Source organism: Streptomyces sp. NBC_00726, assembly GCF_045161735.1.
Lineage (GTDB): Bacteria > Actinomycetota > Actinomycetes > Streptomycetales > Streptomycetaceae > Streptomyces.
Genome location: NZ_CP108983.1, coordinates 3,808,920 through 3,833,896 on the forward strand (window position 1 = coordinate 3,808,920; position 24,977 = coordinate 3,833,896).

The 24,977-nt window shown below is 73.3% G+C and carries 26 protein-coding genes; 15 read left to right on the forward strand and 11 right to left on the reverse strand.

Annotation, left to right across the window (positions count from 1 at the left end; translation table 11 throughout):
- Positions 1-263: 263 nt before the first annotated feature.
- The 4 genes from OG338_RS17040 to OG338_RS17055 are packed head-to-tail and all read left to right on the forward strand — an operon-like array spanning position 264 to position 3,515.
- Positions 264-482, forward strand: coding sequence for an MbtH family protein (locus OG338_RS17040; RefSeq protein WP_405938143.1), 219 nt, complete (start codon positions 264-266; stop codon positions 480-482).
- Complete coding sequence (gene gntD / locus OG338_RS17045; protein WP_405938144.1) at positions 479-1,501, forward strand: guanitoxin biosynthesis L-enduracididine beta-hydroxylase GntD; 1,023 nt, start codon at positions 479-481, stop codon at positions 1,499-1,501. The genes OG338_RS17040 and gntD overlap by 4 nt, the downstream gene beginning before the upstream one ends.
- Positions 1,498-2,274: an SDR family NAD(P)-dependent oxidoreductase gene (locus OG338_RS17050; protein WP_405938145.1), complete on the forward strand. Its 777-nt coding sequence runs from the start codon at positions 1,498-1,500 to the stop codon at positions 2,272-2,274. Before gntD ends, OG338_RS17050 begins: the two co-directional genes overlap by 4 nt.
- Positions 2,271-3,515, forward strand: coding sequence for a cytochrome P450 (locus tag OG338_RS17055; RefSeq protein ID WP_405938146.1), 1,245 nt, complete (start codon positions 2,271-2,273; stop codon positions 3,513-3,515). The genes OG338_RS17050 and OG338_RS17055 overlap by 4 nt, the downstream gene beginning before the upstream one ends.
- Here OG338_RS17055 and OG338_RS17060 read toward each other — a convergent pair.
- Genes OG338_RS17060 through OG338_RS17070 form a run of 3 tightly spaced genes read right to left on the reverse strand, consistent with a single transcriptional unit; the run spans position 3,491 to position 5,599 of the window.
- Positions 3,491-4,222, reverse strand: a complete 732-nt coding sequence (locus OG338_RS17060; protein WP_405938147.1) for a 4'-phosphopantetheinyl transferase — start codon at positions 4,220-4,222, stop codon at positions 3,491-3,493. The two genes, OG338_RS17055 and OG338_RS17060, sit on opposite strands and share 25 nt — an antisense overlap.
- Positions 4,219-4,797, reverse strand: coding sequence for a hypothetical protein (locus OG338_RS17065; RefSeq protein WP_405938148.1), 579 nt, complete (start codon positions 4,795-4,797; stop codon positions 4,219-4,221). The genes OG338_RS17060 and OG338_RS17065 overlap by 4 nt, the downstream gene beginning before the upstream one ends.
- A gap of 40 nt (positions 4,798-4,837) precedes the next feature.
- Positions 4,838-5,599: a thioesterase II family protein gene (locus OG338_RS17070; protein ID WP_405938149.1), complete on the reverse strand. Its 762-nt coding sequence runs from the start codon at positions 5,597-5,599 to the stop codon at positions 4,838-4,840.
- Positions 5,600-5,803: 204 nt separating this feature from the next.
- Between OG338_RS17070 and OG338_RS17075 the strand changes: the two genes are divergently transcribed.
- The gene (locus OG338_RS17075) at positions 5,804-6,154 is read left to right on the forward strand and encodes an acyl carrier protein (protein WP_405938150.1); all 351 of its coding nucleotides are present in this window, start codon (positions 5,804-5,806) and stop codon (positions 6,152-6,154) included.
- A gap of 105 nt (positions 6,155-6,259) precedes the next feature.
- Here OG338_RS17075 and OG338_RS17080 read toward each other — a convergent pair whose 3' ends face one another.
- Positions 6,260-7,375: a citrate synthase 2 gene (locus tag OG338_RS17080; protein ID WP_405938151.1), complete on the reverse strand. Its 1,116-nt coding sequence runs from the start codon at positions 7,373-7,375 to the stop codon at positions 6,260-6,262.
- 123 nt (positions 7,376-7,498) lie between these two features.
- On the opposite strand from OG338_RS17080, the gene pdxH reads away from it, so the two are divergent.
- Positions 7,499-8,134 carry a pyridoxamine 5'-phosphate oxidase gene (gene pdxH, locus OG338_RS17085; protein ID WP_405940447.1) on the forward strand — a complete coding sequence of 212 codons (636 nt, stop codon included), beginning with the start codon at positions 7,499-7,501 and terminating at the stop codon, positions 8,132-8,134.
- A 298-nt stretch (positions 8,135-8,432) separates the two neighbouring features.
- On the opposite strand, the gene OG338_RS17090 is transcribed toward pdxH, so the two are convergent.
- A complete protein-coding gene (locus OG338_RS17090) occupies positions 8,433-9,188 on the reverse strand; it encodes an SIS domain-containing protein (RefSeq protein WP_405938152.1) in 756 nt (251 codons plus the stop codon).
- A 183-nt stretch (positions 9,189-9,371) separates the two neighbouring features.
- Between OG338_RS17090 and OG338_RS17095 the strand changes: the two genes are divergently transcribed.
- Both OG338_RS17095 and OG338_RS17100 read left to right on the forward strand, forming a co-directional pair.
- Positions 9,372-10,064: a metal-dependent transcriptional regulator gene (locus OG338_RS17095; RefSeq protein WP_405938153.1), complete on the forward strand. Its 693-nt coding sequence runs from the start codon at positions 9,372-9,374 to the stop codon at positions 10,062-10,064.
- A 499-nt stretch (positions 10,065-10,563) separates the two neighbouring features.
- Positions 10,564-11,457, forward strand: coding sequence for an alpha/beta fold hydrolase (locus OG338_RS17100; protein WP_405940448.1), 894 nt, complete (start codon positions 10,564-10,566; stop codon positions 11,455-11,457).
- Between the two features lie 31 nt (positions 11,458-11,488).
- Here the strand turns inward: OG338_RS17100 and OG338_RS17105 are convergent, their stop codons facing one another.
- Genes OG338_RS17105 through OG338_RS17115 form a run of 3 tightly spaced genes read right to left on the reverse strand, consistent with a single transcriptional unit; the run spans position 11,489 to position 14,658 of the window.
- Positions 11,489-13,138, reverse strand: coding sequence for a transporter (locus tag OG338_RS17105; protein WP_405938154.1), 1,650 nt, complete (start codon positions 13,136-13,138; stop codon positions 11,489-11,491).
- Positions 13,135-13,956 (reverse strand): ABC transporter ATP-binding protein, encoded by an 822-nt coding sequence (locus OG338_RS17110; protein WP_405938155.1) that lies wholly within the window; start codon positions 13,954-13,956, stop codon positions 13,135-13,137. The genes OG338_RS17105 and OG338_RS17110 overlap by 4 nt, the downstream gene beginning before the upstream one ends.
- A 51-nt stretch (positions 13,957-14,007) precedes the next feature.
- Positions 14,008-14,658: a bifunctional DNA primase/polymerase gene (locus OG338_RS17115; protein ID WP_405940449.1), complete on the reverse strand. Its 651-nt coding sequence runs from the start codon at positions 14,656-14,658 to the stop codon at positions 14,008-14,010.
- A gap of 322 nt (positions 14,659-14,980) precedes the next feature.
- Between OG338_RS17115 and OG338_RS17120 the strand changes: the two genes are divergently transcribed.
- Positions 14,981-16,363 carry a transcriptional regulator gene (locus tag OG338_RS17120; RefSeq protein ID WP_405938156.1) on the forward strand — a complete coding sequence of 461 codons (1,383 nt, stop codon included), beginning with the start codon at positions 14,981-14,983 and terminating at the stop codon, positions 16,361-16,363.
- Between the two features lie 224 nt (positions 16,364-16,587).
- Positions 16,588-18,006, forward strand: a complete 1,419-nt coding sequence (locus OG338_RS17125) for a hypothetical protein (RefSeq protein ID WP_405940450.1) — start codon at positions 16,588-16,590, stop codon at positions 18,004-18,006.
- Between the two features lie 37 nt (positions 18,007-18,043).
- On the opposite strand, the gene OG338_RS17130 is transcribed toward OG338_RS17125, so the two are convergent.
- On the reverse strand, positions 18,044-19,324 hold the full coding sequence (locus OG338_RS17130) for an ABC transporter substrate-binding protein (RefSeq protein ID WP_405938157.1): 1,281 nt from the start codon (positions 19,322-19,324) through the stop codon (positions 18,044-18,046).
- 174 nt (positions 19,325-19,498) lie between these two features.
- Here OG338_RS17130 and OG338_RS17135 point away from each other — a divergent pair, with 174 nt between their 5' ends.
- Positions 19,499-19,945, forward strand: coding sequence for an SCO4402 family protein (locus OG338_RS17135; protein ID WP_408997408.1), 447 nt, complete (start codon positions 19,499-19,501; stop codon positions 19,943-19,945).
- Between the two features lie 28 nt (positions 19,946-19,973).
- On the forward strand, positions 19,974-20,843 hold the full coding sequence (purU, locus tag OG338_RS17140) for a formyltetrahydrofolate deformylase (protein ID WP_405938159.1): 870 nt from the start codon (positions 19,974-19,976) through the stop codon (positions 20,841-20,843).
- Between the two features lie 18 nt (positions 20,844-20,861).
- On the opposite strand, the gene OG338_RS17145 is transcribed toward purU, so the two are convergent.
- Positions 20,862-22,100: a zf-HC2 domain-containing protein gene (locus tag OG338_RS17145; protein WP_405938160.1), complete on the reverse strand. Its 1,239-nt coding sequence runs from the start codon at positions 22,098-22,100 to the stop codon at positions 20,862-20,864.
- Entirely contained in the window at positions 22,097-22,663 is a 567-nt protein-coding gene (locus tag OG338_RS17150) for an RNA polymerase sigma factor (protein WP_405938161.1), read from the reverse strand. Before OG338_RS17150 ends, OG338_RS17145 begins: the two co-directional genes overlap by 4 nt.
- A 290-nt stretch (positions 22,664-22,953) precedes the next feature.
- Here OG338_RS17150 and OG338_RS17155 point away from each other — a divergent pair, with 290 nt between their 5' ends.
- The 3 genes from OG338_RS17155 (at position 22,954) to OG338_RS17165 (ending at position 24,975) form a co-directional block, all read left to right on the forward strand.
- Positions 22,954-23,328 carry an STAS domain-containing protein gene (locus OG338_RS17155; RefSeq protein WP_405938162.1) on the forward strand — a complete coding sequence of 125 codons (375 nt, stop codon included), beginning with the start codon at positions 22,954-22,956 and terminating at the stop codon, positions 23,326-23,328.
- 93 nt (positions 23,329-23,421) lie between these two features.
- Positions 23,422-23,943, forward strand: coding sequence for an EF-hand domain-containing protein (locus tag OG338_RS17160; RefSeq protein ID WP_405938163.1), 522 nt, complete (start codon positions 23,422-23,424; stop codon positions 23,941-23,943).
- A gap of 561 nt (positions 23,944-24,504) precedes the next feature.
- Positions 24,505-24,975 carry an ATP-binding protein gene (locus tag OG338_RS17165; protein ID WP_405938164.1) on the forward strand — a complete coding sequence of 157 codons (471 nt, stop codon included), beginning with the start codon at positions 24,505-24,507 and terminating at the stop codon, positions 24,973-24,975.
- Positions 24,976-24,977: the final 2 nt, after the last annotated feature.

Below are 24,977 nucleotides of genomic sequence, written 5' to 3' on the forward strand. Positions count from 1 at the left end.
TCGTCAGTCGCCGACGCTCCGCGTCGACTCCCTCCTCCGCCTTGGATTCGACGGCACCAGACCACTCGGTCTGATCCGGACGGGGGTTCGCCAACACGCTCTGAGACCTCCCCGGCGCGCCCGCGCGCCGGGGACCACGCCCGACGACGACCCGGCAGGGACCCTGCTCGGCCGGGTCCGAGGGCGGCGCCACCCCGCGGCCGATGGGGCCGCAACAGGACCGGACCCGACCGGCCACGGCCGGCCAGAGAGAGGACACGACGATGGCGAATCCGTTCGACGCCGAGGAGGGGACCTTCATGGTCCTCGTCAACGACGAGGGGCAGCACTCCCTGTGGCCGTCCTTCGCCGACGTCCCGGCCGGCTGGACGACCGCGCTGGGCGATTCCGACCGGGCGGCGGCACTCGCGTACATCGAGGCCGGCTGGACCGACATGCGCCCGAAGAGCCTGGCCGCCGCCACCGGGGGGAGCGTCCGATGACCGTCCTGGAGAGCGTCGCCGCGTACACCCTCACCGGGCGTGAGACCGCCGAACTCGGGGAAGGGCTCGCCTCGCTGCGCGACAGCGCGGGCGACCCGTCGTTCCCCGGCTTCTACGACCACTCCTGGCAGGCCGTCGAGGTGCTGCCGGCCGGGCTGCGCACCTTCCTGGAGGACTTCCGGCGCACCGAGCAGTCCGCCGCCTGCCTGGTCCACGGCTTCCCCGTGGACGACGAGGCGCTGGGCGCGACCCCCGCGCACTGGAGCGAGGCGATCACCGTCAAGAACGCCCTCGACCAGGAACTGGCCCTCGCCCTGTGCGGAATGGTGCTCGGCGAGCCCTTCGCCTGGGCCACCCTCCAGCAGGGCCGGCTCGTGCAGAACGTCCTGCCGATCGCGGGCGACGAGGAGAACCAGAGCGGCTACGGCAGCGAATCGCTCCTGGAGTTCCACACCGAGGACGGCTTCCACCCGCAGCGCTGCGACTACCTGATGCTGCTCGGCCTGCGCAACCACGACCGGGTGCCGACCATCGTCGCCTCGGTCCGCGACATCCGGCTCTCCGACGAGGACCGCGAGATCCTGGCCTCCGAGAGCTTCCACATCCTCCCGGACACCGAGCACATCCGGCAGCTGGAGGCGTGGAACCCGCACCACCCGGCGCTCGCCGAGGCCCGCCGGATGCTGGAACGACCGGTGCCCAGCGCCGTCCTGCTCGGCGACCGGCTCAGCCCGTATCTGCGCATCGACCGGCCCTTCATGCGCTGCGTGGACGACGACCCCCGGGCCGTCGCCGCCCTGGACCGGCTCATGGCGGAGCTGGAACGCGTCCAGCAGGACGTCGTCGTCGAGCAGGGCTCCCTGCTCGTCGTGGACAACTACCTGGCCGCGCACGGCCGCCGCTCGTTCCGGGCCCGCTACGACGGCACCGACCGCTGGCTGAAGAAGCAACTGGTCAGCCGCAATCTGCGACGCGGTCTGAACACGTCCACCACGGACAGCCACCGGGTGATCCTGTGACCGGGCCCCGTACGGTCGTCGTCTCCGGCGCGTCCAGCGGCATCGGCCGCGCGGTCGCCGCCCGCTTCGCCCGGGACGGCGACCACGTCGTCAACCTGGACGTGGCCAAGCCGGACGGCGAGGCCCCCGGCGTCCAGTGGCTCGACGTGGACGTGGCCGACTGGGACGCCGTGGGCGAGGCCGTCGCCGCCGTGAGCGAGTCCACCGGCCGGCTCGACGTGGTGATCGCCAACGCCGGGATCAGCATCCGCCACGGCGTCCTCGAACTCACCGAGGCCGAGGCGCGCCGGACCCTCGACGTCAACCTCATGGGCGTCCTGGCGCTGTGGCGGCACGCCGCCGGGCACATGGTCCGCCGGGGCCACGGCGTGCTGCTCGCCACCGCGTCCGTCAACGGCTCGCGCGGCTACCCGCTCTACGCGGACTACAACGCCTCCAAGGCCGGCGTCGCCTCGCTCTGCCAGACCTTCGCCATGGAGCTGAGCCCGCTGATCCGGACCGCGTGCGTGACCCCGGGGGCGGTGCTCACACCGATGCAGGAGGCGGAGTACACCCCGGCCATGCTGGACGAGGTCAACGCGCGGATTCCGGCGCGGCGGCACGCCCTGCCGGAGGAGATCGCCGCCGCCTTCCACTATCTGGCGTCGGACGGGGCCCGGTTCATCACCGGGCAGGAACTCGTCGTGGACGGCGGCGAGACCGCCGGCGCCACGACGGCCTTCTTCCCCGGCCACACCGCCCCGCCCACGACCGCAGAAAGGGCACGATCATGACCGAGCGCCCCGTGTTCGACCCGGCGCACCTCGGCACGGCAGACCTGTCCGATCCCCGGCTGCACGCCACGTACGACCTGCGCGAGCTGTGGAGCCACCTGCGGACCGAGTCCCCGGTGCACTGGCACCCGCCGGCCGGCGAGGCCGACGGCTTCTGGGTGCTGACCCGTTACGAGGACGTCGCCGCCGTCTACAAGGACAGCCGCACCTTCACCTCCGAGCGCGGCAACGTGCTCGACACCCTCCTGCACGGCGGGGACTCCGCCGCCGGCCGGATGCTCGCCGTCACCGACGGCCGCCCGCACTCCGCGCTCCGGGGCGTGCTCAGCAAGCCCTTCTCACCGCGCTCGCTGGACGTCGTCGTGGACAGCGTCCGGCGCTCCACCCGCGAGCTGATCCGGCAGGCCGTGGAGCGCGGCGGCTGCGACTTCGCGACCGATGTCGCCGCGCACATCCCGCTCGCCGCGATCTGCGACCTGCTCGGCGTGCCGCCGGAGGACCGGGGCCTGATCATTGAGCTGACGTCCTCGGCGCTCTCCTCCACCGACGGCGCCCCCACTCAGGAGGGCACCTGGTCGTCCCGCAACGATCTGCTGCTCTATTTCTCCGAACTGGCCCAGTCGCGGCGCGAGAAGCCGTACGACGATGTGGTCAGCCTGCTCGTCGGAAAGGAGGTCGACGGGCGCCCGCTGACCCACGAGGAGATCATCTTCAACTGCTACAGCATCATCATGGGCGGTCACGAGACCACCCGGCTCGCCATGATCGGCGGCTTCCGCGCCCTGGTCGACCATCCGGAGCAGTGGCGGGCGCTGTGCGCGGACGAGGTCCCGGTGGCCCAGGCCGTCGAGGAGATCCTGCGCTGGACCACGCCCGCCCTGCACAGCGGCCGCACCGCGACCCAGGACACCTTCCTCGGCGGGCAGTTCATCGAGGAGGGCGATGTCGTCACCGTCTGGAACGCCTCCGCCAACTTCGACGAGACGGTCTTCCCCGACCCCTACCGCTTCGACCTGGCCCGCACCCCGAACAAGCACCTGAGCTTCGCCCACGGGGCGCACTTCTGCATCGGCGCCTATCTGGCCCGGGCCGAACTTTCCGCCGTGGTCGAGGGATTGCGCGAGTACGCCGCGGAGCTGGCGGTCACCGGAGAGGAGAGCCGGGTCTACTCCAACTTCCTCAACGGCCTCGCGAGCCTCCCGGTCACCCTGACCCCTCAGCCCGCCCTGACCTCCGCCTGAACAGCCGCCGCGCCCGGCCCCGTACCACTGTCCGGTACCGGGGCCGGCACGGCCAGGCCCACCCGCAGCAGCCCGCGCCCGGCCGCCCAGGCCCCCCGCAGCAGCTCCGGGAACGGCGGCCCGCCCGGCACCGGCCCGCCGCCCGGCACCCGCGCGGTGAACGTGCCGTCCGCCGAAAGCGAGACCTCCGCGTCCGGGAACCCCAGCGGCAGCCCGGTCAGCGGATGCCACGCCTTGTACACGGCCTCCTTCACACAGAACACCAGCCGGTCCCACGCCACCGGCCGGTGCTCGGCGCGCCCCAGCTCCGCGACGGCCGCCCGCTCCCCGGCGCCCAGCACCCGCCCGGCCACCCCGCGCGGCAGCGGCGCGTTCGGCTCCGCGTCGATCCCGACCGCCCGGAATGCCCCGGCGGGGGCGACGGCGGCGGCCCGGTAGCCCACGCAGTGCGTCAGGCTGCCCACCAGGCCCGCCGGCCACACCGGTCCGTCGCGCCCCTTCCGTACCAGCGGCGCGGGCGGCCTGCCCAACTGCCGCATGGCCTCGCGGGCGCAGCCCCGTACGGTCGTGAACTCGCGCCGCCGCTCCGCGACCACATCCGCGACCAGCGCCTCCTCCGCCGGAAAAAGGCGAATCCCGGCCGCGGCCCCCGTGTCACCGAAGGACTCGACCAGGATCACCCCGGCGGGCAGCAGCCCGGCCGTCACTCCGAGGTCCGGGGACCGGGCGCCGGCGCGGCCGGCTCCCGTACCGGCAGGGTGGAGCCCTTCGCGCGCAGCCCCAGGAAGTACTGCTGGACGAGCAGCGTCACACCCATGCCCAGCCACAGCGCGTTCACGTTGATCGGCTCACCGGTCGTCACATGGGCGATCGCGCCCACCACCAGCCGCGCCGCGATCGTCGCCAGCCACAGCCACATCGTGCCCATGCCGCCCTTGCGGATCACCTTGCCCGCGGTGTCCCGCCACATCGGCATCGACCGGGCGCGCAGCGCGCCGAACAGCACGGAGACGGCGAGCGCGAGCACCAGGAAGCCGATGCCGCCCTTCGTCGCCTCGCTCGGGCCCGGCGGCACACAGCCCCGCGCCACGAGCAGCGCGCACCAGAAGTACATCCGGGGCCGCACCTCCCGCGCGGTGAACTGGGTGACCAGCACCCCCACCGTGATCCCCACGACGAGCACGGTGTTGAACACCACGGCGAAGTCGCCGCTCCCGTCGGCGTGGACCGCCGCGAGCTGCGCGGTGGGGGCGGCGGAGCCGTGGGCGAGCAGGCTGAGCATGGGCGTTCCCTCGGGGTCTGGGTTTTTTGGGGGGCACGGGTTACGCGGTGCGGGCGAGGGCGTCCGTGAGCGCGGCGACCATCGCGGCGGGGTCGGTGTGGGGGTAGTGGTGACCGCCGGGCAGCAGCGTGAGCGAGAACGCGGCCCCGGCGCAGTGCCGCCACTCGGGCAGCCGGTCGGCGCGCGTCACCTCGTCGTCCGCGCCGCCGAACACGTGCAGCGGGCCGGGCAGCGGGTCCGGTGCGGCGAGCAGATAGCTTTCCGCGAGCCGGAGATCGGTGCGCATCGGGCGCATGATCTGGCGCAGGAACTCCGGGTAGGCGAGGAGCTCTTCGGGCAGTCCGCCGTTGCGGAGCAGCCAGTCGAGCAGCCCCTCGTCGGTCGCCCGGGACATGGTCGCCGGGGGCGGGGTGTGCGGGGCCCGGAAGGCGGAGACGAGGGTGGCGACCGGGGCGGGCAGCCCGCGCGCCGCGATCCGGCGGCTCAGCTCGTAGACCAGCGCCCCGCCGAAGCTGTGCCCGAACAGGGCGTACGGCATGGTGAATTCGGGCGTCAGCCCGGCCAGCAGCCGTTCGGCCAGCTCGTCGAACCCGGCCGGCATCGGCTCGTCCTGCCGGGTGCCCCGGCCCGGCAGCTCCACGGGGGCCAGCTCGATCCCCGGCGGGATGTGCCGCCGCCACCCCGCGAAGGCCCCGGCGCCCGCGCCCGCCTGCGGTACGCAGATCAGCCGGGTGTGCGGGGTGCCGACGGCGAGCCGGCCGGAGACCCAGCGTTCGTCCTGCGGCCGTGCCGTCCCACTCATCCGGTCCACCTCTGCCGTCCGTCACGGTCGGACAGCATTGTGGCAGCGACCCAGGTGCCCTCTCCAGGCAACGATTCCGGCATGCGGAGTTGCCGCGCCCTTGCCGGAGTTGTTGCCTGGAGTGCGGGTGATCACCCACCGGAACATGGTGAGGGCCTTCCGTACCGGTGTCCGGCACGGCACCCGCACTCTGGAGAAAGCCCCATGACTGACCGCAGCACCGCGATCGACTCCGGCTCGGTGGAGGAGCTGGTGAGCAGGCTCGTGCTGCTCGTCGCCCCCCAGCGGAACGAGCACAGCCGCCCCGAGCAGCGCCTCATCTCCGACCTCGGCTACCACTCGCTGGCCCTGGCCGAACTCGCCTTCACCCTGGAGGACCTGTTCGGGCTCGACCCGCTCCCGCCGGAGAAGGCGATGTCGCTGGAGAGCGTCGGCGACGTCACCGGGCTGATCGCCGCCGAACTCGCCGGCGGCGCCGGGCACCTGCCGAACGACGACGACATCCAGCTGATCTTCGCCCGCTACGGCGTCGAATGGGTGCCCCAGGCCGCGTAAAGGCATCACCGCGCAAGGCATCACCCGCGCAAGGCGTCACCGCCACCCCCCGGAACGGCCGCATGCCGTGTTGTCCCCCGCACGCGGCATGCGGCTTCACCACGATCAGCCCCTGCCCTGGCCCCCGTTCGGCTCCGCGTACCCCGCCACCTCGCGCGGGCTCCGCGCGCCCGGGCCCACGTAACGCGCCGACGGGCGCACCAGCCGGCCCGTCCGCTTCTGCTCCAGGATGTGCGCCGACCAGCCCGCCGTACGGGCGCAGGTGAACATCGACGTGAACATGGGCGCCGGCACCTCGGCGAAGTCCAGCACGATCGCCGCCCAGAACTCCACGTTCGTCGCGAGCACCCGGTCCGGGCGGCGCGCGTGCAGCTCCTCAAGCGCCGCCCGCTCCAGCGCCCGCGCCACCTCGTAGCGGGGCGCGCCCAGCTCCTCGGCGGTGCGCCGCAGCACCCGGGCGCGCGGGTCCTCGGCGCGGTAGACGCGGTGGCCGAAGCCCATCAGCCGCTCGCCCCGGTCCAGGGCCCCCTTCACGTACGCCGTGGCGTCCCCGGTCCGCTCGATCTCCTCGATCATGCCGAGCACCCGGGACGGGGCGCCGCCGTGCAGCGGGCCCGACATGGCCCCCACCGCGCCGGACAGCGCGGCCGCCACGTCCGCCCCGGTCGAGGCGATCACCCGGGCGGTGAACGTCGAGGCGTTCATGCCGTGCTCGGCGGCGGACGTCCAGTACGCGTCGACGGCCTTCACATGCCGGGGGTCCGGCTCGCCCCGCCAGCGGATCATGAACCGCTCCACCACGGACCCGGCCTTGTCGATCTCCCGCTGCGGGACCATCGGCAGGCCCTGTCCGCGTGCCGACTGCGCCACGTACGACAGCGCCATCACGGCGGCCCGGGCCAGATTCTCGCGGGCGGTCTCCGCGTCGATGTCGAGCAGCGGTTTCAGCCCCCAGACCGGGGCGAGCATCGCCAGCGCGGACTGCACGTCGACCCGGACGTCGCCGGAGTGCACGGGCAGCGGGAACGGTTCGGCGGGCGGCAGACCGGGTTCGAACGCCCCGTCCACCAGCAGCCCCCACACCTGCCCGAAGGAGACGTGCCCGACCAGCTCCTCGATGTCGACGCCCCGGTACCGGAGCGCGCCGCCCTCCTTGTCCGGTTCGGCGATTTCCGTCTCGAACGCGACGACTCCTTCGAGTCCGGGTACGAAGTCGGACATCAGGCGGCTCCCTCGGTTCGACGGTTGCGCCGGGCGGACCTCCGGCCCGTCCGGCCGCTGCGGCAGGATGGCACCGTGCCCACCCCAGACTCCTCCTTCGATTCCACCACCGATCCGGCCGCGATGCGCGAGCAATACCGATCCGAGACCTTCACCGAGGACTCGCTCGCGCCCGATCCGATGGACCAGTTCGCGCGCTGGTTCCGCCAAGTCGCCGCCGGTGGCATGCTCCACGAGCCGAACGCCATGGTGGTCTCCACGGCGACCCCCGAGGGCCGCCCCTCCTCCCGTACGGTGCTGCTGAAGATGTACGACGCGCGCGGCTTCGTCTTCTTCACCAACTACGGCTCCCGCAAGGGCCGCGAGCTGACCGCCAACCCCTATGTCTCGCTGCTCTTCCCCTGGCACCCGCTGGCCCGCCAGGTCATCGTCACCGGCGCCGCCGCCCGCGTCCCCCGCGAGGAGACCGTCGCCTACTTCCGCACCCGCCCGCACGGCTCCCAGCTCGGCGCCTGGGCGAGCGAGCAGTCCACGGTGATCGGCAGCCGTGCGGAGCTGACCGCCCGCTACGAGGAGTTGTCGGCCCGCTACCCGGAGGGCGAGAAGGTCCCGGCGCCCCCGCACTGGGGCGGCTTCCGGGTGGTCCCGGAGACGATCGAGTTCTGGCAGGGCCACGAGAACCGGCTCCACGACCGGCTGCGTTACGTCCGCGAGGGCGGCGAGGAAGGCAAGTGGCGGGTCGAGCGGCTGTGCCCGTAAATCACCCCCGGCATGCGGAAACCCGCAGGCTCTGGTCCCTCCTTGCGGAGGAGCCGGCCGGATCTACCGGCGAGCCTGCGGGTCGGTGACTGCCTGGGTTTCGGCGGACAGCCCGCCGAGGTGCACGAAGTGCGACGACGGGCTGTCAGCCCGCAGCCACCTCACGAATCCGATAAGACTGCACTTTTCGGATCACCTCCTTTCAACGTGTACGGACAGCTTAGGAACCGCCTCCGGGCCGCACAACCGAATTAACGGCGCCTCCCGGACCGGGGTCGCCGGGGTGCCCCGTGAAGGCTCAGTGCCGGTAGAAGATGCGGTCCGCGTACTGCGTCATCACGCGCCCGTTCCACTCGTGGCCGCCGTCCACGTTGCCCGACCGCAGCAGCGGCGGTTCGATGCCGCGCTCCAGCAGCCGCTCCGCGGCCGCGGCCATCATGCCCTGCATGATCGCGCTGGTGACCACCGTGGACGCGGGCGCGAACGGCGCCTCGATGCCGTCCACCTCCAGCTCCGCGTCGCCGATCGCGATCTTGCTGTCGAGGACGATGTCGCAGTGGTCCCGCAGGAAGCCGCCCGAGCTGTGCCGGGACCTGGTCTCCTCCGCGTACGCGACCGAGGTGACGCCGATGACCTTCAGGCCCAGCGCGCGGGCGTTGAGCGCCATCTCGACGGGCAGCGCGTTGCGCCCGGAGAGCGAGATGATCACGAGCAGGTCGCCGGACTTCGCCGGGCTGGAGTCGAGCACCGCGCCCGCGAGGCCGTCCACCCGTTCCAGGGCCGAGCCGAGGGTGGCGGGCATGACGTCCACGCCGAGCGCCCCGGGGACGGCCATGAGGTTCATCAGGGCGAGCCCGCCCGCCCGGTAGACGACGTCCTGCGCGGCGAGCGAGGAGTGCCCGGCGCCGAAGGCGAAGAGCCGGCCGCCCGCCTCGACGGTGTCGGCGATCGCGGCCCCGGCGGCCGCGATGTTCCCGGCCTCCTCGTCCCGTACCCTCCCCAGCAGGCCGATCGCCGCATCGAGGAACTGACCGGCCAGCTTGCTTTCGCTCATCGGGGAGGGCCTTTCCGACGGGGTGGGATGTCCAGGGGGCGTCCGTAACGCCGATCACGTTGCGGTCTGGACCAGTGAACTGTCAATACCGCACGGCCCCGGTGACGACGGCGAGACACGGTTCCGCGCGCGATGCGTCAGAATTGGTGCAGGGCCAGCGCACGATTGCATCGAGGGGCACGAATGTCCGGACTGATCGACACCACGGAGATGTATCTCCGCACCATCCTCGAACTCGAAGAGGAAGGCGTGGTCCCCATGCGCGCCCGGATCGCGGAACGGCTGGACCAGAGCGGTCCGACCGTCAGCCAGACCGTGGCGCGGATGGAGCGCGACGGCCTGGTACAGGTCGCGGGCGACCGCCATCTGGAGCTGACGGAGGAGGGCCGCCGCCTGGCGACCCGCGTCATGCGCAAGCACCGGCTGGCCGAGTGCCTGCTGGTCGACGTGATCGGGCTGGAGTGGGAGCAGGTCCACGCCGAGGCGTGCCGGTGGGAGCACGTGATGAGTGAGGCGGTCGAGCGCCGGGTGCTGGAGCTGCTGCGGCACCCGACGGAGTCGCCGTACGGGAACCCGATTCCGGGTCTGGAGGAGCTGGGTGAGAGCACCGAGGCCGATCCGTTCCTGGACGAGGGCATGGTCAGCCTGTCCGATCTCGACCCGGGCAGCGACGGCAAGACGGTGGTGGTCCGCCGGATCGGGGAGCCGATCCAGACGGACGCCCAGCTGATGTACACGCTGCGGCGGGCGGGCGTGCAGCCCGGCTCCGTGGTCAGCGTGACGCAGTCGCCCGGCGGAGTGCTGGTCGGCAGCAGCGGCGAGGCGGCGGAGCTCGACTCCGAGATCGCCTCGCACGTCTTCGTGGCGAAGCGGTAGACCCGCCTTCCGGGAGACCGGGCACCGGCAGCCGCCGGTGCCCGGTTTCTCTTTTCCGGCCGGTCTCCCTTTTCCGTCCGGATCTGTTTTTTCCGGCCGGAACCGCAGCGCTCCGGCGCGGACCGTGCCAGGCTGTGCCGGAGGGGTGGCTGAGCGTGTCGGCCGCCGCCCCGCCGGGAGGGGAGCCGCGATGCACCCGTCGTACGCGGACAAGCGGATGGCCCCGGCGCCGCGAGGCGCCGGGGCCTGTCCCTCCCTGTGCCCGACCTGGAGCCCCGAGCTCTCAAGGTCGGTCCCGCGAGCCCTCATCCCCGAGCGGCCCGCCTCCCGCCAGAACATCTCCCCGCGGCTGCCGTCGTCAATCCTGGGAAGCAGTCACTCGAACGAGCGGTGTTGGCCGGCAGATCCCGGTTTTCGAATAGGGGTTCGATAGTCTGGCCGACACGACCACCCGGTGATCCAGCCGGGGACCCAGGGAGAGAAGGGGGTGCCAGAAGCTATGGCGCGGCGCATCGAAGTGACCGGATCGGACGGCGTACGCCTCACGGCCTGGGAGTTCGCCGACCCGCCCCGGGCGGGCGCGGACGAGACCCCCGCCCCCGGCGTCTTACTGCTGCACGGCCTGATGGGCCGGGCCTCGCACTGGGCGTCCACCGCCGGCTGGCTCGCCGAACGGCACCGTCCGGTCGGCCTCGACCAGCGCGGCCACGGCGACAGCGGCAAACCGGCCGACGGCCCCTACACCCGCGACGCCTACGTGGCGGACGCCGAGGCCGTCATCGAACAGCTCGGGCTCGCCCCCGTCACCCTCGTCGGCCACTCCATGGGGGCGCTCACCGCCTGGCAGCTCGCCGCCAAGCGCCCCGACCTGGTCCGCGCGCTCGTCGTCTGCGACATGCGCGCCTCCGCGCTCGGCGCGGCCTCCCAGCGCGAGTGGGAGGACTGGTTCGGAAGCTGGCCGCTCCCCTTCGCCTCGCCCGACGCCGTGCGGCGCTGGTTCGGCGAGGAGGACCCCTGGGTGGAGCGCCCCAGCCCGTCCCGGGGCGCGTTCTACGCCGAGGTGATGGCCGAGCGGGACGGCGGCTGGTGGCCCGTGTTCTCCCGCCGCCAGATGCTGGAGTCCCGCGCCACCTGGGTGTTCGACGCGCACTGGGAGGAGCTGGCCCAGGTCAGGTGCCCGACCCTGGTGCTGCGCGGCCTGGACGGCGAGCTGGGCCGGGCGGAGGCCCAGGAGATGGTCCGGGTCCTGCCGCGCGGCCGGTACGCCGAGGTGGCCGACGCCGGCCACCTCGTGCACTTCGACCAGCCGGAGGGCTGGCGGGCCGCGGTCGAACCGTTCCTCGAACAGCTCTCCGAGGACGCGCGGGACGACCGCGAGCCGGTTTCCCCGTAAGCCACCCGTAAGCCCCCCCGTAAATCCGATTTCAGCCCTTGCTGACCGCCGCCAGGATCTCCGGCAGCCGCCGGGCCAGGCGCGGGGCCGCGAACCGCAGACCGCCCCAGCCGATCAGTGCCCCGTACACCGCCCCGACCGGGAGCAGCAGCCACAGCCAGTCCGTGCGGTCCGTGACGTGCAGGGTGATCGTCAGGGCGATCACCGGGGCGCTCAGCACGGCCGCCGAGACCATGCCGCCGAGGATGGAGATCCAGGCGATCCCGGCCTGACCCGGCGCCACGTTCTTGAAGGCTCCCTCCTGCGGAATCGAGTACGGGAAGCTCACCGAGGCCACCGAGCCCGTCGCCAGCATCGCGCCCAGCAGCGCGAACGACAGACCGACCACCCCCGGCAGCGGCTTCCAGTCGCCGAGCAGCGCCGCCGTCACCACCGCCACGAGCACCGTGTACGGCAGCGTGATCAGCAGCAGCGCCAGCGCCCGGGCGCGCAGTTCGAGATACGCGTCCCGGGGCGAGGAGATCGTCTGGGCGACCATCCAGAACGCGGAGGTGTCCTGCCCGAACTGGTTGTACATCTGCATGCCGAGCATCCCGGAGGCGAAGCAGGCGAAGTACACCGTGCCCTGGCCCTGGAGGGCGTTGATCAGCGGGACGATCAGCCCGATCGCCAGCGCGGTCACCCAGGCGGCCTTGGTCTTCGGGTCCCGTGCCACGTACCGCAGGGACCGCTGCATCGCCGTGCCGGTGCGGTCCTCGGGGAGCAGTGCCCACAGGCCCGCGCCGATCCGCCCGGACTTCTCGCGGTCCGGTGCGGCGGCGGTCGTGGAACCGTCCGGCGCGGTCATCAGCTTCGTCAGGCTGCGCTGCCACAGCCACAGCAGCGCCACCAGCGCGGCCGCCGCGATCAGCAGCTGGACGACGGCCCGCCCGTACGCCCCCTCGGCGGCGGAGCCCACGGACCCGACGGCCGAGGCGGGCGGCAGCCAGCGCAGCACGTCCGCCGCCGGGTCGAGCGAGGAGAGCCCGCCGGCCCGCCCGAGGCGCTGGGCCCCGAAGTTGACGACCTGGATGCCCACCGCGATCACCAGGCCGCTGAGAACGGCCAGGTCGCGGCCCTTGCGGGAGGTCAGCAGCCGGGTGTTGGCGGCGGCGACCGCACGGGCCAGGGCCACGCACACCAGCAGGGTCAGCGGGACGGCGAGCACCGCGAAGACGACCGCGCCCGCCCCCTCGGCCAGCGCCGCCACCGAGCCGGCCGCCAGGCACAGCGTGAAGACCGGGCCGAGCCCGATCAGCGAGGACACCAGCAGCGCGACGATCAGCGGCCGGGGCCGCAGCGGCAGCATCACCAGCCGGGTCGGGTCCAGGGTCTCGTCCCCGGCCGAGAAGAACAGCGGCATCACCGCCCAGCCGAGGGCCACGACCGCGGTGAGCAGCACCACCACCGAGTCCGCGTGGGCGTGGCCGCGCAGCAGGACCAGCCCCAGCAGCTGGCCGGCGGCGATCAGCAGGGCGCCCACGACCGAGATCAGGTAGACCGCTCTGCGCCCGCTGGACTGGCGCAGCCCGTTGCGGAGCAGGGCCACCTTGAGCCGGGCGAATACGGGGATCAGCGCCGGGGCCCCGGTCGCGGCCCCGGTCCGGGGGCTGGTGCCGGCGGGGGCGTCGAGCACGCTCATCGGCCGCCGCCCAGCCAGTCCAGGGTCGCTCCGGCGTCCCGGTCGCCCGCGCCGACCAGCTCCAGGAACGCGTTCTGGAGCGAGGACGCCTCGCCGCGCACCTCGGCCAGCGGGCCCTGGGCGCGGATGGTGCCCGCCGCCATGACGGCCACCCAGTCGCACAGCGACTCGACCAGCTCCATCACATGGCTGGAGAACACGACGGTCGCCCCGGAACGCGTATAGCGCTCCAGGACCTTGCGGATGGTCTGCGCCGAGACCGGGTCGACGCCCTCGAACGGCTCGTCCAGGAAGAGCACTTCGGGGTTGTGCAGCAGGGCGGCGGCGAGCCCGATCTTCTTGCGCATCCCGGTCGAGTAGTCGATGACCAGCTTGTGCTGGGAGCCCGCCAGGTCCAGCACGTCGAGCAGCTGGGTGGCCCTGCTGTCCACCTCCTGGCCGGGCAGACCGCGCAACCGGCCGGTGTAGGCGAGGAGTTCGCGGCCGGACAGCCGCTCGAAGAGGCGCAGCCCCTCGGGCAGGACGCCGATCCGGGACTTCACCTCGACCGGGTCGCCCCAGACGTCGCGCCCGCCGATCTCGATCCGCCCCTGGTCGGGCCGGAGCAGCCCGGTGACCATCGAGAGCGTGGTGGTCTTCCCCGCCCCGTTGGGCCCCACCAGGCCGATGAACTTGCCCGCGGGCAGTTCCAGATCGATCCCGGCGACGGCGGTCTGCTCGCCGAACCGCTTCCACAGCCCCTGGACGCGCACCGCGGGCGGTGTCGCCCGCGGTGCCCCGTTCCCTTCCGTGCCCTCGTGTCGTGCCTGGTCCGGCATGCGCGCGCCTTTCGAAGTCCCCGTACGTACGTGTCGTACCCGGGGACCACCCTACGAAAGGGGCGCGTCCGCCTTCGCCCGGCCGCAGGCGTACGCGAGCGGGCCGATCAGCTCCTCGACCTCGGGCAGCCAGCGGTTGGCGGTCGTGGGGGTGCGGGCCCACTGCACCGCGCCCACCCCGCCGACCCGGGTCGGCGGCGCGACGACGTAACCGCCCTCGCCGATGCCGCGCAGGCCGACCGAGGCGGCGTTCCACCCGGCCCGGCGGACCAGGTCGTCCGCCTTCGCGGCGGCGCCGGGCAGCACGAAGAACTGCATGCGGCGGTCCGGGGTGCGGGTGACCGGGCCGAGCGGCAGGCTCATCCGCTCCAGCCGGGCGAGCGCCAGGAAGCCCGCCGACTCCGGCACGTCCACGGCGTCGAACGCGCGCCCGGTGAGCAGCAGCACCGCCGCCCCCGGCCGCCGGGTCCACATCCGGCGGGCCGCCGCGCCGCTGCCGGTGGCGCCGTCCGCCCAGCCGTCCCCGGCCGGATGGGCGCCGGGCGCGGCACACGCCTCCTCGCCGCACGAGCACCGGCGGCCGGCGCCGGACGGCTCCAGCCAGGTGCCCGGGCACACGTCCCAGTGCCGCTCCTCCGTGTACCGCACGGCGGCGTCGAGCAGCTGCTCCACGCGCTGCCGGGGGACCTGCGCCGCTTCCATGACTCCGATGGGCTCTTCCACGTCCAGCTCAACTACGGGCTTCACGAAGAGTTACGGCCGCCCGGTGCGCGGTTCCGCACACGGGGCGCACGGGTGCACGGGCGGGGGCGCGTGGGAGAGGCACGGGCCCGGGGCGGGTAGCTGCTTACGGGACGTCCGGCCGGTGTCGTCCGGCGCGGTCCGGCGCGGCATTTTAGTGACTGGACGTGACGAATGAGGTAAGTCGCGCGGAAAGTGACCAACACGATGAATCGGCGCATTTCTCGGACATATGCCGGGCAGTGATCCCGCCACCTATCACCGCGGCCTCAGGGGGGCACACATGGCAGCCAGGCCACTCGTCGCACGCCAGCCGAACGAACGGCTTCAGGCGCTCATCCAGGAAGCCGGATGCTCCAACGCGGGCCTGGCCCGCCGGGTCAACATGGTCGGCGCCGAACGCGGCCTCGACCTCCGCTACGACAAGACCTCCGTGGCCCGCTGGCTGCGCGGCCAGCAGCCGCGCGGCCGGGCCCCGGGCACCATCGCCGAGGCGCTGGGCCGCAAGCTCGGCCGTACGGTCACGATCGACGAGATCGGCATGGCCAACGGCAAGAACCTCGCCTCGGGCGTCGGCCTCCAGTTCGCGCCGACCGTGATCGGGGCGATCGAGCAGGTCTGCGAGCTCTGGCGCAGCGACGTCGGCCGCCGCGACTTCCTCACCGGCTCGGCGGTCGCCTCGTCCGCGCTCGTGGAGCCCAGCCGCGACTGGCTGATCACCGGCGCCGATCCCCAGGTCGCCCGGGCCGCCGGGTCCCGGGTCGGGATGCCGGACGTGGAGGCGGTGCGGGCGACGACCGCCGCGCTGGTCGACCTCGACCACCGCTTCGGCAGCGGCCATGTCCGCCCGGTCCTCGTGCACTACCTCAACAGCGTGGTCTCCGGGCTGCTTTCGGGGGCGTACCGAGAGTCGACGGGGCGTCAGCTCTTTGCCGCGGTCTCCCGGCTCACCGAACTCGCCGGCTACATGGCGATCGACACCGGCCAGCCGGGCCTGGCCCAGCGCTACTACATCCAGGCTCTGCGCCTCGCCCAGGCGGCGGGCGACCGCGCCTACGGCGGCTATGTGCTGGCCGCGTCGATGAGCCATCTCGCCGCCCAGCTCGGCAATCCGCGCGAGATCGCCCAGCTGGCGCGGGCCGCGCAGGAGGGTGCGCGCGGCCGGGTCACCCCGCGCGCGGAGGCGATGTTCTACGCGGCGGAGGCGCGCGGCCACGCGCTGCTCGGGGACGCGCGCACCTGCCTGGAGGTCGCGGGCCGGGCCGAGGCCGCCCTGGAGCGGGCCGAGCCGGACAGCGGGGACGACCCGGACTGGATCGCCCACTTCGACCACGCCTATCTCGCGGACGAACTCGCGCACTGCCACCGGGACCTGGGGCAGGCGGACGCCGCCGCGCGCCGGGCGAAGGAGTCCCTGGACGGCCACCCGGAGTCCCGCGCCCGGCGCCGCGGCATCGGCCTCGCGCTGCTGGCCACGGCCCAGGTCCAGCTGCGCGAGATCGAGCAGGCGTGCCACACGGGGACCAGGGCGCTGGAGCTCCTCGGCACGGTGCGCTCGACCCGGGGCGCGGAATATCTGGACGACCTCCAGCAGCGGCTGCTGCCGTACGGGGACGAGCCCGCGGTAAGGGAGTTCGGCGCCCGGCTCGAACTCCAGGCGGCCTGAGCGGGGGCGGGGAAGACCCTTAACTGCGTCTTGAGCGGCCCCGCTGTTACACCCCGTGTCACGGGTCCGCTGCGGACCGCGGGCACTTGGCACACCGCGGCCGGCACCCGATAGCGTGAGCCGACGATTCCATAGTTGACACGCACGTAGGAGTCCCGGTGACACAGAGCGGACAGGGCGACGAGCAGCAGCACCCTGCTGTACGACCCGCGCACGAGGGTGTCGTGCTGCCCTCGGACGGCGGCGAGCCCTGGACGCCGGGCAGAGCGGCGGACCAGGCGGCCCCGGCGGGCGGCCGGCCGTGGGGACAGGCGTGGGGCCCGCAGGGCGGCGGCGGGCAGGACGCGTACGGGCAGCCGCAGCAGCAGCCCCAGCAGCAGGCGTACCCGCAGCAGCCGGACCCGTACGGGCAGCAGCAGGGCGGGTACGCGCAGGACGCGTACGGCCAGGGCGCACCCCTGCCGCCCCAGCAGCCCCAGCCCTACGCCCAGCCCCTGCCGCCCGAGGCCGGGCCCGGGGGCGCTCCGGGCGGGGACGCCGACGCCACGCAGTTCATCGCGCCGGTCCCCGGCGGCCCCGCGCCCGGCGGCCCCGCGCCCGGCGGCCCCGCGCCCGGCGGGCTGCCGCCGGAGAACCCCGCGGAGTCCACGCAGTTCCTGGGCCACGCCCCGCAGGGCCCCCAGGGCGGCGGGGACGCCGACGCGACGCAGTACATACCTCCGGTGCCCGGCGGCGCCCCGTACGATATCCGGCCCGGGACGCCCGGTGAGCGGCAGCCGCCCGCCGAGTTCGACAACCTCTTCCGCAGCGACGCCCCCGAGGGCGCGACGCAGCAGATGCCCCGGTTCGACCCGGCCCAGCAGCAGCCCCCGTACCAGCAGAGCCCGCAGCAGCCCCCGTACCAGGCGGGCCCGCCGCCGCAGCAGGGCTTCCGGCAGCCGTCCCCGTACAGCGGCCCCCAGGACGGGCTGCCGCAGGACGAGGGCGACGGCGGGCGGCGCAAGAAGTCCGGCGCGGTGCCGCTGATCGCGGCCGTCGTCGTCGGCTGCGCGGTGATCGGGCTCGGCGCCGGCGCGCTGATGAGCGGCGGCGACGATGACGACAAGGACGCCAAGCAGCCGGTGGCGTCCGCGAGTTCACCGGCCGCCGGTGAGCCTTCCAAGGAGCGGGAGCAGCCCGCGGCCGACCCGGCGAAGCCGCAGGCCGAGGAGCTGGACAAGCTCCTCGCGGACAGCAACAGCAGCCGCGCCGCGGTGATCGGGGCGGTCGAGAAGACCAAGTCCTGCACCGACCTGGACACGGCCGTCACCGACCTCAAGGGCGCCGCCAAGCAGCGCCGCGAGCTGGTCACCCGGCTCCAGGCGCTCTCCGTCGACAAGCTGCCGGACCACGAGCGGCTGACCGCCCAGCTCACCAAGGCGTGGCAGGCGTCCGCGTCCGCCGACGACCACTACGCGGCCTGGGCGGTGCAGGCCAAGAGCAAGAAGGTCTGCAAGCACGGCCACGCGAAGACCACCTCGCACACCCAGCAGGCGACCGTGAAGAGCGGCGAGGCCAGCAACGCGAAGCGGCAGGCGGCCGCGCTGTGGAACAAGATCGCCGAGAAGTACGGCCTGACCAAGCGCCAGGCGACCGCGCTCTGACCGCCCGGACCCGCCGGACCGGTGCGCCCGCGCCGGTTCAGCGGGTCGCGCTGGCCTCGGCCATGGTCTCCGTCACGTCCACGAAGTCCTTCCGCGCGGCGACCAGCCGCCCGTCGCGCACCACCTGGAACGTCACCTTGCTGTTGACGACGCGCGGATACGACCGGGAGCCGATCATGTCCTCGTAGCGCCAGCGCAGCACGGGCGTGAGGCCCCCGGTGTCGGCGCGCACCCCCTGGCCGAGCGCCCGGGTGAGCTTCGCCGCGGTGATCCCGGACTCGTCCATGGACTCGATGACCGACTTCAGCGCGGTGTACGCGATCCAGGTGGTCTGCACGCCCGTGTCGTCCGGGTCGATCCGGTTGTCGCCGAAGGCGTACTCGCGGATCACCTTCCGCATGGTGTCCCACCTGGCGTCGCCCGGGGGCGGGTACCAGCCGGTGACGTACGCCCCCTCGAACGGGCTGTCCCGGCCGCCGGTGCGGTCGATGAGCGGCTGCTCCACACTGCCGAGCACCGAGGCCACGCGCACCGCGGTGCCCTCCGGTTCCAGCCGCCGGAACGAGTCGAAGAAGGTCTCCGTGCGGTCGCCCAGCACAGACGTCACGCATCCGCCGGTGGTGCCCGCGCCGGACAGCGCGCGTTCCGCTTCCGGGTCGTACGAGGTGGCGCCCTCGGCGGCCGGTATGTCGAGCGGCAGGGGCCGGCCGGCCTCCTTGAGGCCGGTGCGCAGCAGCCACGCCTGGCTGTCGCCGGCCAGTGTGTCCGGGCGCACCAGCGAGACCCGGTCGCAGCCGTGCGACAGCTGCTCGGCGGTCCCGGCGAGCAGCGCGGACTGGCCGCCGGTCACCGGGTAGGACGCATAGCTGCGGAACTCCTCCTCGGAGGCCCCGTAACCGCCGATGTACGGAATCCCGGCGACCTCCAGCGGGGCCATGAACGCCCGTCCGTGCCGGCTGTACGAGCCGACGACCGCGACCGCCTTCTCCTCGACGGCCTTGCGGGCGCAGTCCCCGGCCCCGGTCCAGGCGTCCTGTTCGTCACAGGTGATGACGCGCAGCTCGTGCCCGTCGATCCCGCCCCGCGCGTTGATCCAGCGCCCGTACGCCTGTGCCATGGCGGTCATACCGGCCATGTTCGCGGCGTCCGGTGCCGAGCCGCCGCCCGGCGCCCAGGTCACGACGGTGACGGGCTCCCTGGAGCCCCCCGAAGCTCCAGGGAGCGCGCCGCAGCCGGACAGCAGCAGCGCCCCGGCCGTCACCGCACCGGTGAGCAGTCCGAAGGGGCGGGTGGGAAGGGGGCGTCGCCGTCCGGTCATGGACCCAGACCCTTCCGCGCCCCGGGTAACGCCGTGGTGTGCCTCCGTCAACGGCCGGTGACGTCACCGTGAACGCCGGGGGCCGGTCAAGGCCACCGAAAAGGGAACGTACGATCGACAACCGTGCAGCAAGGTTCCGAGAACTCTTCCCGTCGCGGCCGTCGCTCCTCCACCATGGGCGGCATGCCGCTCAACGACCTTCCGTGGTGGCGCTGGCGCAGCAACGTGCGCTCGGCGCTGCACATGCTCTCCGACCCCGTCTTCCACCGCGACTGCTGGCTGGCCGGCCGGGAGGGATACGGCGACGTCACCGACGCCGTGTACCGCCTGGTCGAGGACACCTGGCTCGACAACTGGTCCGCCGAGAAGTACGTCGGCACGATCTTCCGGGACGCCGCCGAGGCGGCCCTCGTGGACGCCGCCGTACTCCGGGTGCTGCGCATCCTGCACCAGGTCGGCGCGGACGCCCATGTCTCCGTCTACCTGGAGCACCCCGGCTGGCCGGAGGCCGTCGCGGCCGCCCGCGAGGCGCATGTGCTGCTCGCCGCCAACGACGGCGAGGACCCCGGCACACCGCCGCGCTCCCTGGACGTCCTCCGCATTCTGACCAGGTCCGCCTGATACCCGGCCGGTGTGGCACGCTACGGGGATGACCGCGCCGCAGCCTGCCCCCGACCAGTACGTCCTCACGCTGTCCTGCCCCGACAAACAGGGCATCGTGCACGCCGTGTCGAGCTACCTCTTCATGACCGGCTGCAACATCGAGGACAGCCAGCAGTTCGGGGACCACGACACCGGGCTGTTCTTCATGCGCGTCCACTTCTCGGCGGGCACCCCGGTCACCGTCGACAAGCTGCGGGCCAGCTTCGCCGCGATCGGCGACTCCTTCGCCATGGACTGGCAGCTCCACCGGGCCTCGGAGCGCATGCGGATCGTGCTCATGGTCAGCAAGTTCGGCCACTGCCTCAACGACCTGCTCTTCCGGTCCCGGACCGGCGCCCTGCCGGTGGAGATCGCCGCCGTCGTCTCCAACCACCCGGACTTCGCCGAGCTCGTCGCCTCGTACGAGGTGCCCTTCCGGCACATCCCGGTGACCCGCGACAACAAGCCGCAGGCCGAGGCGGAGCTGCTGGACCTGGTCCGCGAGGAGAACGTGGAGCTGGTCGTCCTGGCCCGCTACATGCAGGTCCTCTCGGACGACCTGTGCAAGCGGCTGAGCGGCCGGATCATCAACATCCACCACTCGTTCCTGCCGAGCTTCAAGGGCGCCAAGCCCTACCACCAGGCGCACGCGCGCGGCGTGAAGCTCATCGGCGCCACCGCCCACTACGTCACCGCCGACCTGGACGAGGGCCCGATCATCGAGCAGGAGGTCGAGCGCGTCGGCCACAACGTGACCCCGGACCAGCTGGTCGCCATCGGCCGCGACGTGGAGTGCCAGGCGCTGGCCCGCGCGGTGAAGTGGCACGCGGAACGCCGCATCCTGCTCAACGGCCGCCGCACGGTCGTCTTCGACTGAGCGCCGTACGGGGCCGGGCTACAGCCGGCTGAGCGAGGCCGCCGCGGACAGCACATCGCCGATCGCCTCGCGGTCCCCGCGCTGCCCGGCCGCCGCCTCCACCGGCGGCACATGCCCCGCCACCAGCCGGCAGAACTCCACGCCGTCCAGCGCGATCTGCGCCACCGCGTGCTCGGCGCACCCGAGGGCGGCCGGGGAGTCCAGCGCGATGTACCAGTCGCCGCCGCCCGAGCCCTCGATCTCCAGATGCAGCGAGCGCCCCGGGGACCCGGCCGGCACCAGCCGCTTGGCCGGCCCCGCGAGCCCCGCCCGGCGCCGCACCGCCAGCGCCCCCGGCAGCATCCGGACCGCCAGGTCGATCATCCGGTGCAGATGCCCGGCGGACGGCGGCTCGTACGGGTAGTCCACCGCCTTCGCGATGTCCCGCGCGTGCACCCAGCACTCGAAGGCCCGGTCGAGCATCGCGTCCTGCAACGGCAGCGCGAAATCCCCGTACGGCACGGACAGTTCCGAGGCCCCGCGCCGCGCGAACGACACGGTCCTGATCAGCGTGTGGCTCTGCTCCCGCCACGGCTCACGGACCGCGCGGGTGAGCGGGCTCCGGGCGGACGACCAGTACGCCTCGGTGCGCGCGGCCGGGGTGAGCGGGGTGCCGGGGAGCGGGTCGTCCAGGCCGAGCGCGGCGCCCACCAGGCCGTCCACGCTCATCAGATGCCCGATCACCCCGGCGACCGTGGTCCGGCGGCCCGTCCGCCGCTCGTCCTCGAACCACTTCAGCCGCACCGGGGCGTGCCACTCGGCGGCGTCGATGTCCCGCAGCAGCGCGTCGAGCCGCGCCGTCTCGGCGTCGTACGGGGCGGCCCAGTCCGGCACCGGGACCTTCGCGGGGCGCCGGCTCAGACAGCCCTCCAGCACCCGGGACCGCAGCAGCGGATCGAGATCCAGGCTCCGGTCGGTGTGCAGCAGCCCGACCGCGTCCCGCAACCGCAGCGCCTCGTCGGCACAGGGCGGGCACGCGGTCAGATGCGCGTCGACGGCCTCGGCCTCCTCGGGCGAGCACGCGGAGAGCGCCCAGGCCCCCAGGAGCGCCTGAAGCACCCGGTGCGGGAGGACCGGGGCGGGCGGCGGCTCCGGCGGCGATACGCGCCCCAGGTTCCCGAAGTCGTCCGCGGCGGGCCGCGGCCCCGGTATCCGACGGGCGCCGCGCACCTCGTCGCGGCCCTCCTCGTCCCGGTCGCCGTCCGCGTCGCCGCTCACAGCGCCCTCCCGTATCCGGGCGGCGGGGCGCCCTCCACCGGCCGGGTCCGGGCGGTGGACAGCAGCTGGAGCCCGAGCCGCAGCCGGCGCCGCGCCTCGTCCTCCGTGACGCCGAGGTCCGCCGCCGCCTGCCGGTAGTCGCGGCGCTGTACGTAGGCCAGCTCCAGGGCGGCCCGCAGCGGCGCCGGCATCGAGGCGACGATGTAGTCGGCCCGGGCGGCGGCGGTGGCCCGCCGGACCCGCTCGTCCAGACCGTCCGGAGCGCCGGGGTCCGCGTCCGCCGCGTCGCGCAGCCGCCGCACGGACTCGCGGTGCGTGAGGAAGGCCAGCCAGGCCCGCATGGAGCCCTGCTTCGGGTCGTACAGGTCCGGGTTCTCCCAGACGTGGCCGAAGACCTCGCGGGTGACCGCGTCGGCGGCGTCCTCATCGTCCAGCATCCGGTGGGCCTGGCTGTGGACGAGGGCGGCGAACCGGTCGTACATCTCACCGAGCGCGGCGGCCTCGCCGCGTGACAGCCGCTGCTGCATCCTGCGGTCCCAGCGGGGTGGTGCGTTTTCGGCCATCTGCACACCAACCCCTCCACCGTCGGACCTGTGCGTCCCTGTCCCACTCGTCCTGTCCGAATGTAGCCCCCACCTCCCGGGGAGCACGCCCCTTTACGACAAGTACGTCCCCGGGGGTGCCTTGCCGGTCAGGGCCGGGTCCGCGGCGTCTGGCACGGCACCCCCGGAACGCGCCGTCTTTGCGAGACGGGTGTTTCGCGAGGGACGTACGGGGGCAGCCGCCAGAGGAGGAACGCAAACTTCCGGATCACCGGGCTGCCCGGAATCCCCGGAACGAGAGGCCCAGTCGCGTGACCCTGAAAGTCTCGGAGACCGAGCGGGGCGGATGGACCGTGCTGCACATAGGCGGCGAACTGGACCTGCTGACTTCGGCCATCGTCCGCCAGTCCGTCCACGAGGTGGTGGCCGTGGGCCGCCATGACGTGGTCCTCGACCTGTCCGGGGTCCGGTTCTGCGATTCCAGCGGGGTCGGGGTGCTCATCGCCCTGCGCCGCCTGATGCGGTCCTGCGGCGGCCGGCTGCGCCTGATCCTGCCGGCCCGGGGCGCGGAGGAGGGCTCCCACGTCAACCGCGTGCTCGCCGCCCTCGGTGTGCGCCGCCTGTTCGACGTCTTCCCGGACTGGGACGCGGCCGTGGACGAGGAGGCCGAGCCGCTGACGGCCTGAAACGGCCGTCCCCGCACCGGTTCGTGCGGAGCTGTCACAGGGCTGGGCCCCGTAAGTGACACGTGACGCCTGGCGGCGTCGTACGCTCCCCGCATGGACAGCGCAGAGTATGAGCGCAAGATCGCCTTCCGCTTCGCCGCCTTCGACCAGGACGGCAACGGATACATCGATCGCGCGGATTTCAACGCCGCCGCGGCCCGTCTGCTCACCGAGTTCGGCACGACGGCCCGCTGCGACAAGGGCCAGGCGCTCTACAGCGGTGCCGAGGCGTTCTGGCAGGGCATGGCGGGCATCGCCGACGTGGACGGTGACCAGCGCGTCACCCGCGAGGAGTTCGTGGGCGGCGCGGTGAAGAGGCTGCGCGACAACCCGGAGCGGTTCGCGGAGATCGCCCGCCCCTTCCTGCGCGCCGCGCTCGCCGTGGCGGCGGGGCCGTCCGGCGGGAACAGGGCGCCGGTGCCGACCGTGGAGCGGGCCCTCAGGGTCCTCGGCGCCGGCCCGGACGCGGCGGCGTTCGCCGCGCAGAGCCTGGACACGGACCGGGACGGCGGGGTCGTGGAGGAGGACGCGGTGGCCGCGCTGGCGGCGTACGTGACGGTCATCGAGCCGGACTAGGGCCTGTCTTCAAACTGGCGTCGTCCGCCCGGAGGGCGGGCCGGGCGGCGTCAGGTGCGTGCTCTCGGCGTGCCGGCCCCAGATCCCTGTACTGGATGTACTGGGGTCTGGGGTCGGTGCGGCGAGAGTGCGTGCATGGCGTCGCGCGGCAGACGGCAGTTTGAAGACAGGCCCTAGGTGCCGGCGCCCAGGGGTACCCGGCCCCTGGGCGTGACACAGCGCGACCATCGGTCACCGATACCGGCTTGTGTCCTTTGCGTGATTCGTCACGGCGTGGAGTCGGTGCCCGGCTCGGGTACCCTCCGTGGGATGCGAGTGGTTCTGGAACCTGTCGGTCCGGATGCGGCCTGTGGGGCGCGCCGGGTCCCGGTGAGGTGCTGTTCGACTCCCCGCAATGTGCGTCGCACAGTATGCGCCACGCGTACTCCTTCGCGCTGGAATATGCCCGAAGCGCTTGTTGCGGTGACTGTACGTCAACCATGCTGTCGTGCAAGGGAATCACGTTCCGTGACCCTTTGGAGGCGCGAGGCGATGTGTCCGCCGGTTCGGATGGTGTGAGCGGTGCAGGTGCTTCAGGTTCAGTTGGAGGTCGGGCCCGACCCCGCGGAGGTCGGACGGGCCCGCAGATGGGCGCGCTCACGGCTCGCCGGTTCCGGCGTGAGAGACGACGAGCCGCTGGCCGAGACGCTCATCCTGCTCATCTCGGAGCTGGTGACCAACGCGGTCGTGCACACCGGCTGTCCGGCCGTGCTGCGCATGCTCTTCGGCCCGGCCGGCGCCCCCGGCGGCGCCGGGACCGTGCGTGTCGAGGTGGCCGACGCCAGCTGCCGCCCGCCGCAGCAGCGGCACGCGCGGGGTGAGGACACCGGCGGCCGGGGCCTGGAGCTGGTCGACGGCCTCGCCGACCGCTGGGGCTGGCAGCCGGAGGGCGCGGGCAAGCGGATCTGGTGCGAGGTGGACCGCGGCGTCCCGCTGATCCAGGTTCAGCTCCAGCCCGGCACCCACGGCGCCGAGCCCAGCCACGCGGTCTAGGC